The 12854-nt window shown below is 61.4% G+C and carries 9 protein-coding genes; 1 reads left to right on the top strand and 8 read right to left on the bottom strand.

Translation table 11 applies throughout. The features are described 5' to 3' along the window. Positions 1-57 precede the first annotated feature (57 nt). From ccsB to JAB6_RS24840, 3 genes are all read right to left on the bottom strand, one after another. Positions 58-1209: a c-type cytochrome biogenesis protein CcsB gene (gene ccsB / locus JAB6_RS24850; protein ID WP_070305283.1), complete on the bottom strand. Its 1152-nt coding sequence runs from the start codon at positions 1207-1209 to the stop codon at positions 58-60. A gap of 48 nt (positions 1210-1257) precedes the next feature. Further along, a complete protein-coding gene (locus JAB6_RS24845) occupies positions 1258-3354 on the bottom strand; it encodes a cytochrome c biogenesis protein ResB (protein WP_070305281.1) in 2097 nt (698 codons plus the stop codon). A gap of 184 nt (positions 3355-3538) precedes the next feature. Beyond that, complete coding sequence (locus JAB6_RS24840) at positions 3539-4210, bottom strand: cytochrome c (protein ID WP_035824033.1); 672 nt, start codon at positions 4208-4210, stop codon at positions 3539-3541. A 185-nt stretch (positions 4211-4395) separates the two neighbouring features. Here JAB6_RS24840 and yihA point away from each other — a divergent pair, with 185 nt between their 5' ends. Continuing rightward, a complete protein-coding gene (yihA, locus tag JAB6_RS24835) occupies positions 4396-5139 on the top strand; it encodes a ribosome biogenesis GTP-binding protein YihA/YsxC (protein ID WP_034753234.1) in 744 nt (247 codons plus the stop codon). 76 nt (positions 5140-5215) lie between these two features. Here the strand turns inward: yihA and JAB6_RS24830 are convergent, their stop codons facing one another. From JAB6_RS24830 to JAB6_RS24810, 5 genes are all read right to left on the bottom strand, one after another. Next, on the bottom strand, positions 5216-6124 hold the full coding sequence (locus tag JAB6_RS24830; RefSeq protein WP_070305280.1) for a hypothetical protein: 909 nt from the start codon (positions 6122-6124) through the stop codon (positions 5216-5218). A gap of 259 nt (positions 6125-6383) precedes the next feature. Continuing rightward, a complete protein-coding gene (locus JAB6_RS24825; RefSeq protein WP_070305278.1) occupies positions 6384-9494 on the bottom strand; it encodes an efflux RND transporter permease subunit in 3111 nt (1036 codons plus the stop codon). After that, on the bottom strand, positions 9491-10663 hold the full coding sequence (locus JAB6_RS24820) for an efflux RND transporter periplasmic adaptor subunit (protein ID WP_070305277.1): 1173 nt from the start codon (positions 10661-10663) through the stop codon (positions 9491-9493). Before JAB6_RS24820 ends, JAB6_RS24825 begins: the two co-directional genes overlap by 4 nt. Before the next feature lie 88 nt (positions 10664-10751). After that, entirely contained in the window at positions 10752-12110 is a 1359-nt protein-coding gene (locus JAB6_RS24815) for an ATP-binding protein (RefSeq protein ID WP_034753225.1), read from the bottom strand. Then, positions 12107-12835: a response regulator gene (locus JAB6_RS24810; RefSeq protein WP_034753223.1), complete on the bottom strand. Its 729-nt coding sequence runs from the start codon at positions 12833-12835 to the stop codon at positions 12107-12109. Before JAB6_RS24810 ends, JAB6_RS24815 begins: the two co-directional genes overlap by 4 nt. Between the last annotated feature and the right edge of the window lie 19 nt (positions 12836-12854).

Here is a 12854-nt window from a genome sequence, read left to right as displayed (position 1 = left end):
AGGTGATTGGATATACCTTACACCAGTTTTTCCGGGCCGTTCATGACGCTTCTGTCATCAAAGTTTGCCGTAAGAATGCAGGCCGGAGAGGAACATGTTGACGCCCAAGAACGCGAAGGTCGTCACCAGCAAGCCCACGAGCGCCCACCACGAGGCGACGCGGCCGCGCAAGCCCGTCATCAACCGCATGTGCAGCCAGGCTGCATAGTTGAGCCAGACGATCAGCGCCCACGTTTCTTTCGGATCCCACGACCAGTAGCCGCCCCATGCTTCGGCCGCCCACAGGGCGCCCAGGATGGTCGCTACCGTAAAGAAAGCGAAGCCGACGGAAATAGCCTTGTACATGACGTCGTCGAGCACTTCCAGCGACGGCAGGCGGTCGACCAGGTAGCCGCTCGACTTGAGCAGGTAGGCCGCCGCCACCATGGCCGACAGGGCGAAGGTGCCGTAGCCGATGAAGTTGGCCGGCACGTGGATCTTCATCCACCAGCTTTGCAGGGCCGGCACCAGCGGCTGGATTTCTGCCGCGTCGCGCGTGACCGTGTACCACATCAGGAACACGACGGCCGCCGAAATGACCAGCATGACGAAGGCGCCCAGCTGGCGCGTCGCGTAATGCTGCTCGTAGTACAGGTAGAACATGGCCGTGATCAGGGAAAACAGGATGAACACTTCATACAGGTTCGATACGGGGATGTGGCCCACGTCGGCGCCGATCAGGTAAGACTCGTACCAGCGCACCAGCATGCCCGTCAGGCCCAGCACGACGCCGGCCCAGCACAGCAGGGAACCGACGGACGAGCCGAATTCCGAGCGCGCCACCAGGCCGATCCAGTAGAACAGGGTCGACAGCACGAAAAGCGTGCCCATCCACAGGATGGCGGACTGGCTCGACAAGATGTATTTCAGGAAGAATTTCTGGTTCGCCATCTCCAGGTGGCCCGCATACAGCTCGATGGCGAACAGCGACAGCACGGCCGCCACGGGGATCAGCCAGCGCACGGGCTTCCAGTACCACCCCAGCCACGCGAACGTGGGCGCCGCGGCCAGCAGGATGGCTTTTTCATAGATATCCATGAATTCGCCAAAACGCATCAGGCCGAACAGGGAGGCGGCCAGCAAGCCGGCACCGTACAGCCAATCGATCAGGCTCAGGCGCTTGAAAAATCCTGGTTCCTGCGTATATATTTGCTTGTTTGCCAATTCCATATTTTCTCCATTCCCGGCGACGCGCAAGCGCCCCAGACACAGCGCAGCTTACGCCGATTGCGGCAGCTTTGCCTTCAAGTTCTCAAATTCTTTTTCAAAATCCAGGGTCTTGCGTTGCGTGCTCATGGCCATCAAGGCTTCGCTGCCGCCCTCGCCATCCTTGATCCACACCCACAGGCGGCGCTCGCGGATATAGAACATGGAAAATACGCCGATCACGAGGAACAGACAACCGAGGTAGACGACGCTCTTGCCCGGCGAACGCGTCACTTGCAGCACGGACGCCTTGATTTCCGTGAAGTCGTCGAGTTGCAGATACACGGGCGCGCCATAGAAGAAGCTGTCGGACAGCGCATTCGTCGCCAGTTGCAGGAAACGGCCATGCTTGTCATCGGCCTCGATGGCTTTCAAGCCGTCCTGGGCACGCGCCGCCTGCCACAAGTCCCACAGGCTGCCATTCAAGATTTTCATGAAGATGTCGGCCGCTTTTTCTTGCTCAGCGGCAGGAATTTTCTCCAGGAAACGCGAAATGGCGAGGAAACCGCCCTCTTGCCCATTGCCGGCAAAGATGCCGAGGCTTTTCGCGGCCGATTCCTGCAACTGGCCGCGCAAGGCTTCCGCGTTCGCCTGCGGCATGGCGCGCGCCGCATAGCGCGTGGCCGCCTGCAGGCGCAGCGCCGGATCTTGCAGCGCGGCACGCAAGCGCATCCATTCGTTCACGCTGTAATTGTCATCGGCGGGAATGCGCAGATAGCTGAACGGGTCGCTGGGGTTGACGCGCATGCCGGCCAGGAACACCGTCGTGCCATCGACCGTGACGGGCTGCATGTAGTTCTGGTACTCGCGCGCTTGGCCTGTCTTGTCGCGCAATTTGTATTGCACCGAAGGACCGACGTTCTTGAGATCCTTGTTGTTCGCGTTCTTCGCGGCCGAGCCGAGGCGCTTGTCCAGGCCGACGGAGAACTTCTCGTTGAAACTTTCCGCCTTGCTGACGGCGCGCACATCCTGGCCCGCGCTGAGGTTTTCCACGTTGAACGGACGGAAACCCGACCATTCCACTGTGTAGGAATTGCCATCGCTGCGCTCGAGCGGCGTGCTGCCGCCCACTTCGCCGCCGATATCGAAGCGTTTCGTCGTCTTGCCCGTCATGGGGAAACCCGTCAACTTGAGCTTGCTGCCGCCATCCTCAAAGCTGGACTGGTACAGGGCCAGGCCCTTGTACAGCAGCGGCTGGTTGACTTTGATAGTCGCTGGGAAACTTTTCCCTGTTTCATGATCGGTGACGACCACATCGCTGGCGAACAGCTTCGGCATGCCCGTGCTGTAGAAATCGATGTGGAATTTTTTCAGCAGGATGGTGATGGGCAGATCCTGGATCAGCACGCCGTCGGCCTGGGGAATGATGGCCGTGTTGCTCGACGAACCTTCCGGAATCATGGTATTGCCGCGGAACGTAGGATTCGACAGGCTCAAACGGTGCTGGGCGGGAATGTCGGCGATCACGCCGCTGCCGGCAAATGGCGTCTTGCCGAAGAACCACTGTTGCACACGGATCGGCATTTCCGAGTCGAGCAAGCCGCCCACGCAGATGATGACGATGGCGCCGTGGGCAAAGATATAGCCCCATTTATTGGCCGCGCCACGCTTGGCCGCCACCAGGGTGGCGTTGTCCTTCTCGACCACCTTGGCCGCATAGCCGGCGTCTTTCAGGCACATCACCATCTGCTGGGCCAGCACGGCGCGCGGCAGCGGCACCTGCCATTCCAGCTTGTGGTGGAAATTGCGCAACGATTGCTCGCGCACGGTTTCGCGCCAGCTACGCATGTCCTTGAGCATCTTCGGCGCATTGCGCACGATGCACAGCGAGGTCGAGGCGACGAGGAAACCCATGATCACGAGGAACCACCAGGCCGAATACACGGAATACAGGCTCAGCTTGTCGAAAACGGCGAACCAGAACGGACCGAACTGGTTCACATAATTGGGCATGGGCTCGTTTTGCTTGAGCACGGTGCCGATGATCGATGCGACGGCGATCAGGGTCAGCAGGCTGATGGCAAAGCGCATCGACGAGACCAGCTCGACGAATTCAGCCAGGCTGCGGCGTTGGGTCTTTAACTCGATTCCGGTCGTGCCTGTGCTCATACGTGAATACTCATACGGGATATGCAATCTTCAAGAAAATGTGGCATGGAGCAGATAGTTTCTCCGCGCAAGGCGGCAGCATACTCCTGTTTGGCCCCTGCCATGAAAAAGGGCAGCCCGTTGAGACGGCCGCCCTTGTTCACGCGCGCTGCTGCGCCTGGCAATCTCTTGCCACTATGAAAACTTACTTCAGGCCGGCAATATAATCGGCCACGGCGGCGATCTCGTCATCCGACATGCGGGCGGCGATGGTGTGCATTTCCGCGCTGTTCTTGCGGGCATCGGCCTTGGTGCTGCGGAACATCGTCAACTGGGCCACCGTGTAATCCTGGTGCTGGCCGGCGATGCGCGGATACTGGACGGGAATGCCATTGCCCGTCGCGCCATGACAGCTGGCGCAGGCGGCAACTTGCTTGGAAGCAATGCCGCCACGGTAGATTTTCTTGCCCAGGTCAATCGTGTCCTTGTTTTTCGCGGCACCCGGCTTGGACAGCTGCGTGCCCAGGTAGGCGGCGATATTCTTCTTGTCGGCGTCGCTGAGCATCTTCGCGTACGTCGTCATGACGGGCTGGTTGCGCTGCGGCGTCGTGAAATCGACGAGTTGCTTGTAGATATAGCTTTCGTGCTGGCCGGCCAGCTTCGGATTAACCGTGATGGTCGAATTGCCGGCCGCGCCATGGCAGGAGACGCAGGCAGGCAGGCCGCGCGCCGCATCGCCATCGGCGTACAGGGTAGCGCCCTTGGCAGCGTCAGCCTTGACGGCCGGTTTCGGTGCTTCGACCGCAGAGGCAGTTGCCGATACAGCCAGCAAAGCGAGCAGCATGGATTTGAACAACGGTGAAAACGCACGATTCATTCAGGCACCCTGAGACAGTGAGAAATTAGTGGTGGACATTGCCGCGCCCTTGGATTTTTGCTTTATTTTCAGGGCCGCAAGCCGCATCGCTGCTACGCCGGCAACAATAAACAACCCCTTATTGTACAATAGCTTCTTGGCGTTATCGCTCCCTTATCGCTCCCTTTTGTTGCATTACTACTCCCATGTCAAAACTCTGGCAAGCCCGCTTCTTTACGACCGTCAACCAATTGCGTGACCTGCCCGATACCACGGTGCCGGAAATCGCCTTTGCCGGCCGCTCCAATGCCGGTAAATCGACCGCCATCAACATCTTGTGTAATCAGAAAGGCTTGGCGTTCGCCTCCAAGACACCTGGCCGTACCCAGCACATCAACTACTTCTCCATCGGCGGCGCCCACGTGGCGCAGCACCGCAAGGATGCCACCATCGTCGAAGAGATCGAATGCCTGCTGGTCGACTTGCCGGGCTACGGCTACGCGGAAGTATCGGGCTCGGCCAAATTGCACTGGCAGCGCCTGCTGGGCGACTACGTGCAGCGCCGCGAACAATTGGCCGGTTTGATCCTGATCATGGATTCGCGCCGCCCGTTCACCGATCTGGACATCCAGATGCTGGAATGGTTCGCCCCGACGGGCAAGCCGATCCACTGCATCCTGACGAAAGTCGATAAGCTCAACCGCAATGAATCCGTGAATGCGCTGCGCCAGGCGAAAGCCAAGCTCGACAGCTACGTGGATGAAGACGGCGTCGGCTTCCCGTTCACCGTGCAATTGTTCTCCGCCTTGAAACGAGTCGGCATCGACGAAGCCAACGACAAGATCATGGAACTGGCCGGCATCAGCGAAGACGGCGCGGCCCAGATGGTCGAACTGATCGAGATGGAAGACGACGTCGAGCCGGAAGCGGGAACCGACAAACCGGCTTGATCGAGATCAACGCCGCGTAAAAAAGGCTGCCCGTTCACACGGCGCAGCCTTTTTTTATTGCAGCGCGTCCTGGCGCCTAGCGCCGTCCCGGCCCAGAGCGCTTCTCGGAAAAGAATTCCTGGCGCAGGAACGCCGTCAGCTCGGCCGTGTCTTCCACGCGAGCGCTGAGGTTGACGTTGCGCCCCAGGCGCCGTGATTCCCACACGAAATCACCAGGTTTTTCGGCACGGATCAGCTGGATCATCTTCTTGATGATGGCCGATTCGATATCAGGTTCATTGCCCAGTTCCACTTTTTCCTGCTTCAGCCAGTTGCGCTTGAAATTGCCATTCCAGCCTTTGAATTTGACTTCCGCACTGAACGAGGTCTGGTTGACGATGGAAAACACGCCGCCCGAATCCTCGCGGTCGCTGCCGGAATTGCGTCCCTGGGCGCCGGCGATATTCGCCTTGGCCACGCGCATGGCGCGGTCGTTTTCGCTTTCCTCGGCCGGCGGCGTGGGGTTTTGCGCCTCGCGCTGCTTGCGGCGCTGCTCGATCATCGAGCTCATGTCTTCAGCGGGCGGCGGCGGCAACGGCACTTTCGACACCAGCGGCGGCGTGTAGGTTTCCAGTTTCGGCTTGTCGCGCGGCACGTCTTTTGTCACCACGCGCTTGCTCGGGGCCGGCGGCGGTTTCACTTTGGCCACTTTCGTGTCCTTCGGTTTCGGTGTGGGCTTCGGTTGCGGCTTCGGTTGCGGCTTGTCTTTCAGCGGCGCGATGTAGACCATCGCGCTTTCCTTCTTCGGCGGCGGAATCTTTTCGATCTTGTCGCTGCGCAACAGGACATACGCCGCCAGCAGCACGTGCAGCAAGACGGACACGCCGAGCGCCACCTTGCGCGTCGTGCTGGTCCTGGACCCGTAGGCCGGTGGTGGCTGGATCACTTGCCCGCAGGTGGGGCAAACATCGGAATCGGCAGCCAACAAATGGGTCGTGTCATGCAAAATGAATCGTGCTTTCTGTGTAGCGAAGAAATAACATTACAGGGCAGCCATAGTGCCAGAGTCCCTTGCTTTTGGGAACACTTCCTCGGCCTTTCCAACCCGAAGCGTACAGGATAGCGACATTCCTTGCAGCGCTGACCAGAGTACCCGAGCCCTCCCTTGACGGTTGTTACCGTATGTATCACTGCCCATACAAAACCGGCGCCCCATTCACGCAGGAAGGGGACGCCGGTCACGGGTCACGCAAGTGCTCACGTACTCAAGCCTTGTTGTCGAGCGCCACCAGTTGCTCGTCCGTCATCGGCCCCGTGCCGCTGTACTTGTCCAGGAACAAATAAATGACGGGAGTGATGAACAGGGTAATCACTTGCGAGAACAGCAATCCGCCGACCACGGCCAGGCCCAGCGGCTGGCGCAGCTCGGCGCCGGCGCCCAGGCCCAGGGCGATCGGCAAGGCGCCCATCAGGGCTGCCGCCGTCGTCATCATGATGGGACGGAAACGCAAAATGCACGCCTGGCGGATGGCCTCAGGTGGGCTCATGCCTTCATTGCGCTGCGCATGCAGGGCGAAGTCGATCATCATGATGGCGTTTTTCTTGACGATACCGATCAGCATCAGGATACCGATGATGGCGATCATGGTCAGGTCCATGCCGAACAGGCGCAGGGTCAGCAGCGCGCCCACGGCCGCCGATGGCAAGCCAGCCAGGATGGTCAGCGGGTGGATATAGCTTTCATACAGCACGCCGAGCAGCACATAGATCACGACCAGCGCGGCAATGATGAGGATGATCTGACTAGCCTGCGAGCTCTGGAACACGGCCGCGTCGCCGCCATAGCGCGTGATGATGGAGGCCGGCAAGCTCATGTCCTTGGCCATCGCGTCGATCTTGCCCGTGGCGATGCCCAGCGGCACGTCCGGCGCCAGGTTGAAGGCGATGGTGACGGCCTGCAACTGCCCCTGGTGGTTGACGGACGTGGGCCCGATCGTGCGTTCCACGTAGGCAATACTCGACAGTTTCACCAGTTCGCCCGTCTTGCTGCGCACGGACACGCGCGTGAGCGCATCGTCATACTGGCGGTCTGCCGTGGCCGCTTCCAGGATCACGTAATAGCTGGCTGCCGACGAGTAGATGGTCGACACTTGCCGCTCGCCAAAGGCGCTGTACAGGGCCGTGCGGATATCGGACATTTGCACGCCCAGCAGATTGGCCTTGTCGCGGTCGATCCTCAGCGACGCCTGCAAGCCCTTGATCTGCGAATCGCTGGTGACGTCGCGGAAGGCGGGGTCCGTGCGCATGCCGGCAATAAACTTTTCCGCCCAGTCATTCAGGGCGTCGGGACTGACGCTTTGCAGGGTGTACTGGTAGCGGCTCTTGCTCTGGCGCCCGCCCAGCTGCAAGTTTTGCACGGGCCGGAAATACACGGCCATGCCCGGCACGGTGCCCGCCGCGCGGCGCAGGTTTTCCAGCACCACGGGCATTTTCGGCCGCTCGCTGCGCGGCTTCAAGACCATGAACATGCGGCCCGTGTTACCGCCGCCGACGAACGACGTCACATCCTGTACGCTCGGGTCCGCCTTGAGCACGGCCGCCACGCGCGCCTGCAAATCCTGCAGCGCCGCAGAGGAGATGTCTTCCGACGCTTCCGTATTCACCTGGATCTGGCCCAGGTCTTCCTCGGGGAAGAATCCTTTCGGAATGGTCGCGTACAGCAGCACCGTCAGCGCAAAGGTGCACACGGCAACGAACAGCACCACGTTGCGGTGCGCCAGGGCCTTGTCGAGCAGATGCACGTAGCCGTTGCGCAATGCCGTGAAACCCGCTTCGAAATGGCGGCCGATAAAGGTTTTCTCGCCATGGCTCGGGTCGCTGTCATTGTGCTCGCGCGAGTCGGCAGGCAGGAAGCGGCTGGCCAGCATCGGCACCAGGGTCAGCGACACAATGGCGGACACCAGCACGGCCAGCGAGACGACGACGGCGAACTCATGGAACAGCAAGCCGATCACGCCCGGCATGAAGAAGATGGGGATGAATACGGCCACCAGCGAGACGGAAATCGAAATGATGGTAAAGCCCATCTCTTTCGCCCCTTCGAGCGCTGCGCGTATCGGTTTCTTGCCCATCTCGATATGGCGCACGATGTTTTCCAGCACCACGATGGCATCGTCGACGACGAGGCCCACGGCCAGGGTGATGCCCAGCAGGGACACGTTGTCGAGGCTGTAGCCGAGCCAGTACAGCAGGGCCAGCGCGCCGAGCAGCGAGATCGGCATGGTGACGGCCGGAATGAAGGTGGCGGCCGCGCGGTGCAGGAACAAAAAGATCACCAGCACCACCAGCACCACCGTCAGGGCCAGGGTCAGATTCACGTCGTGGATGGCTTCGCGGATCGACAGCGAGCGGTCGTTGACCAGGCTGATCTGTATCGACTGCGGCAATTGCTCCTTGAAGCCCGGCAGCAATCGGCGCACGCCATCGACCACTTGCACGGTGTTGGCGTCCGGCTGGCGCTGCACCATCAGGCTGATCGAGCGCTCGCCATTGAAACTGCCGACGGCCTTGATCGATTGAAAGCTGTCTTCCACCTCGGCCACGTCTTTCAGGCGCACGGGCTGGCCGTTGCGGCTGGCGACGATCAGTTCGGCAAAATCGGCCGCTTTCATCATTTGCGGATTGCCCTGGATAGTCAGGGTCTGGCTGGGGCCGTCAAGGATGCCCAGCGGGGAATTCGTGTTCGAGGTGCGCAAGGCAATGGCCAGCTCGTCCATCGTCAGGTTGCGTGCATTCATCAGGTCGGCACGGGCGCGCACACGCACGGCAAAGCGCTTCTGGCCATTGACGATGACCTGGGCGACGCCGGGCAGGGTCGACAGGCTCGGCGCGATCAGGTTTTCCGCATAATCGTTGAGGTCCGACAAGTTCAACGAAGGCGACGTCATCTGGATGAACAGCACCGGCGCATCGGCCGGATTGACCTTGCGGTAGGACGGCAAGTCCGTCATTTCCGTCGGCAACTGGCGCTGCGCGCGCAGCAGGGCCGCCTGCACGTCGACGGCCGCCTCGTTGACATTGATGTTGGCGTCAAACTCCAGGGTCAGCGAGGTATTGCCCAGGGTACTCGTGGATGTGATCAGGCTGAGGCCGGAAATGGTGGAAAATTGTTTTTCCAGCGGCAAAGCCACCGACGAAGCCATGGTTTCCGGGCTGGCACCGGCCAGGTCGGCACTCACGTTGATGACGGGCGTGTTGTAGCTCGGCAAAGCCGCCACGGGAATTTGCAGGTAGGCCAGCACGCCGGCCAGGATGATGGAGAGGGACAGCAGCACCACCATGACGGGGCGGCGGATGCTCAGTTCGGACAGGTTCATGCTGGCTTGCCCTGCGCTGCGGCGGCGCCATCGGCAGCCTTGTGTTTTTCCGCCAGGCGCACCTTGCTACCCGGACGCAAATTCTGCTTGCCATCGACGATGACTTTTTCATCGCCGGACAGGCCGGTGACGACGGTGTTCGGTCCGAATGCGTACACGCGGGCAACCTTGCGCATCTTGGCCGTGCTGTCCGCTTCCATCGAGTACACAAACGTACCGGCGGTACTCGTGATGATGGCGTTTTGCGGGATCACCAGCGCATCCTTGAGGGTGCGCACGGTCAGCTGCGTATTCACGTACTGGCCTGGCCACAAGTCGGTGCCGCCATTATTGAAGCGGGCCTTGATCTTGATCACGCCCGTGGCGGGATCGACGGCATTGTCGATAAAGTTCAGCTTGCCGTCGAGCTGCTTGCCGCCCGCGTCCGACAACAGCGCCGTGACAGGCACCTCGCCCGCCTTTTGCGCCGCCAGCAAGCCGGACAAGCTGCTTTCCGGCAAGGTGAAGGCCACATCGATCGGGTCGAGCTGGGTGATGCTGGTCAGCGACGTGGTCGGCTGCACCAAGCTGCCCGCGTAGACATTAATGGCGCCCACCCGCCCCGCCTGCGGCGCGCGCAGGACGGTGTAGCTGGAATCGACCTGGGCGGCGCGCAAGGCGGCCTGGTCGGCGGCCAGCAAGGCGCGTGCCGCGTCGAGCTGGCTTTGCAGGGTGTCGACGGCGCCCTGGGCGATGAAATTCTTGCTCAGCAAATCCTGGTTGCGCTTGAGCTGGCGCTCGAAATCCTGTACCGAGGCGCGGTCGCGCAAGACCTGCGCCTGTGCCTTGTCGACATTCGCATGCTCGCTGCGCGCGTCCAGCGTAAACATCAGCTCGCCCTGCTTGACGAACTGGCCTTCGCGTATATGCACCTTGCTAATCGTGCTGGTCGTCTGCGGGTGCAAGTCGACGCTGCTGATCGGCATCACGCTGCCATTGGCTTGCAGCACCATCGGCACATCCTGGCGCACTGGCGCGACCACGCTCACCGTCGTCGGCGCCTGCCCGCCCTTGCCCCCTTTGCCATCCTGCCCACCGGCCGCCGCGCCGGACGGATGAGTGAAATACCAGATGCCGCCACCGATACACAGGGCCGCAGCCACGAGGATTGCCAGACTAGTCTTTTTCATTGTTCTGTCACGCTGTCGCAGCGCAGGGCTGCAGGTTGAATGTAGTTGCCAGGGAGGCATAAAGCACAATATTGTCGCACGGAAATGCTCACTTTCCTGCGTAATACTCTGGCACGATGAGGGTGACTTCCAGTCCACCGTCGACGTGATTGGACAGCAAAACCGTGGCGCCGTGCTGCTCGGCGATATTGCGCGCGATGGTCAGGCCCAGGCCCGTGCCGCCCGACTCGCGCGAACGCGAGGTCTCGATACGGTAAAACGGTTCGAACACCTTGGCCAGCTGATCTGGCGCAATGCCCGGCCCGCCATCACGGATGCGGATGCGCGCGGCACCGGGGATGCGCTCGACTGTGACTTGCGCGTACTGGCCATATTTGACGGCATTGTCGATCAGGTTCACCAGGCAGCGCCGCATGGCGATCGGGCGCGCCATCAAGGCCATGCTGGCTTGCCCGGCCAAGGTGACATTCTGGCCGGCATCGGCCGCGTCGGAGCAGACGCTGTCCAACAGGGAATCGAGATCGAGCGCCTGCATCGCTTCCGTGCTGTCCATCGAGCGGGCCAGGTCCAGCCCTTCCTTGACCATGCTCTGCATGGCAGACAGGTCGCCCACGAGGCGGTCATACAATTCCGTATCGGCCACTTTTTCCAGACGCAAGCGCAAGCGCGTGAGCGGCGTCTGCAAGTCATGCGTAATGGCGGCCAGCATCTGTGTACGCTGGGAAATGTGCTGGCGGATGCGCGCCTGCATGGCGTTGAAGGCGGCGCTGGCCTGGCGGATTTCGCTGGCGCCCGACAGGGTCAGCGGCGGATGGTTGATGTCGTTGCCCAGGTCTTTCGCCGCCTGCGCCAGCTGCTTGAGCGGGCGCATGGTCATGCGCGTGACCAGGTAGGCGAGGATGGCAATGCTGATCAGGAAAGGCAGCAAGGTCATCCAGTCGTTATGTTCATTGAATGGCGGCTGCTGGCGCGGCGGCAAGACCATCAGGCGCAGCACGTGGCCATCCTGCATGCGCACGTCGAGGTTTTCGCAGGTGCCGCCCCATGGCTTGGCGGAAAACATGCCCGGTGATTTACGCGGTTCGATACAGGCGGCCGGGCGTTCGGCCAGCGCGCTGACCTTGAAACCTTCACCCAGTTTGGCTTGCAGGGCGGTGGAAAATTCCGTCGGCTTGCCCGGTACATGCTCGACATCGGGACGCAATTCCAGACGCACGCTGCCCTTGTTGGCCACCTTCAGGTAGGCGGCGCGCGAGGCCAGCGGCACCACGTCGGCCGCCATCACCAGCTGCTCGGCCCGCTCGACGGCGTGATAATCGCGGTATTGCTCGATGGCGCGCTGGCGTTCGCCCACGGCCAGCCACTGCGTCAGCGCGGCCGAAGCGACGATGCCGATCAGCAAAAACACGAAGACTCTGCCCGTCATCGAGCCCAGGAAGGCCTTCACGCGTGCGGCTCCACATTGACCTGGCCGGCCAGCACGTAGCCGCCGTTGCGCACGGTCTTGATGATTTGCGGTAAGCGCGCATCTTCGCCGAGCTTTTGCCTCAAGCGGCTGATCTGGATATCGATCGAGCGGTCGAACGGGTCGGCGTCGCGGCCCTGCGTCAGGTTCAGCAGCTGGTCGCGGTTGAGCACGCGGTTCGGGTGCTCGAGGAAGACGCGCAGCAGGCGGAATTCCGCGCCCGACAGCATGATCACCAGGCCGCTGGGATTGAGCAGGTGGCGCGCCGTCAAGTCCAGGGTCCAGCCGGAAAAGCGGATTTGCTGCGCCTTGTCCGACGGCACGTTCGACGGCATGGCATGGCTGCGGCGCAGCACGCTGCGTATGCGCGCCAGCAATTCGCGCGGCTCGAACGGCTTCGGCAAGTAATCGTCGGCGCCCATTTCCAGGCCCAGGATGCGGTCGAGCGGCTCATTGCGCGCCGTCAGCATGATCACCGGCACGGTCGACTGCGCGCGCAGCTTGCGGCACAAGGTCAGGCCGTCGTCGCCGGGCAGGTTCAAGTCGAGCACGATCAGATCGGGCCGCGTTTCATCGAGGATTTTCCACATGGCCGTGCCATCTGCCGCGCCCAGGGTGCGGTAGGCGTTCGTTTCCAGGTAGTCCGCCAGCAGGCTGCGGATATCGCGGTCATCGTCGACGATGAGAATTGTAGAAGTGGGTTCCATGGTACGAATTATCCCCACT

It is taken from the genome of Janthinobacterium sp. HH104, from assembly GCF_001758715.1.
In the GTDB taxonomy this organism is placed as follows: domain Bacteria; phylum Pseudomonadota; class Gammaproteobacteria; order Burkholderiales; family Burkholderiaceae_D; genus Janthinobacterium; species Janthinobacterium aestuarii.
Note: the sequence above shows the minus strand (reverse complement) of the source record. Positions and strands in the feature narration are given on the sequence as shown.

Excerpts from the sequence above, each read along its gene's own strand:
- ccsB (WP_070305283.1), bottom strand. The coding sequence starts at position 1,209 with ATGGAATTGGCAAACAAGCAAATATATACGCAGGAACCAGGATTTTTC.
- JAB6_RS24845 (WP_070305281.1), bottom strand. The coding sequence starts at position 3,354 with ATGAGCACAGGCACGACCGGAATCGAGTTAAAGACCCAACGCCGCAGC.
- JAB6_RS24840 (WP_035824033.1), bottom strand. The coding sequence starts at position 4,210 with ATGAATCGTGCGTTTTCACCGTTGTTCAAATCCATGCTGCTCGCTTTG.
- yihA (WP_034753234.1), top strand. The coding sequence starts at position 4,396 with ATGTCAAAACTCTGGCAAGCCCGCTTCTTTACGACCGTCAACCAATTG.
- JAB6_RS24825 (WP_070305278.1), bottom strand. The coding sequence starts at position 9,494 with ATGAACCTGTCCGAACTGAGCATCCGCCGCCCCGTCATGGTGGTGCTG.
- JAB6_RS24820 (WP_070305277.1), bottom strand. The coding sequence starts at position 10,663 with ATGAAAAAGACTAGTCTGGCAATCCTCGTGGCTGCGGCCCTGTGTATC.
- JAB6_RS24810 (WP_034753223.1), bottom strand. The coding sequence starts at position 12,835 with ATGGAACCCACTTCTACAATTCTCATCGTCGACGATGACCGCGATATC.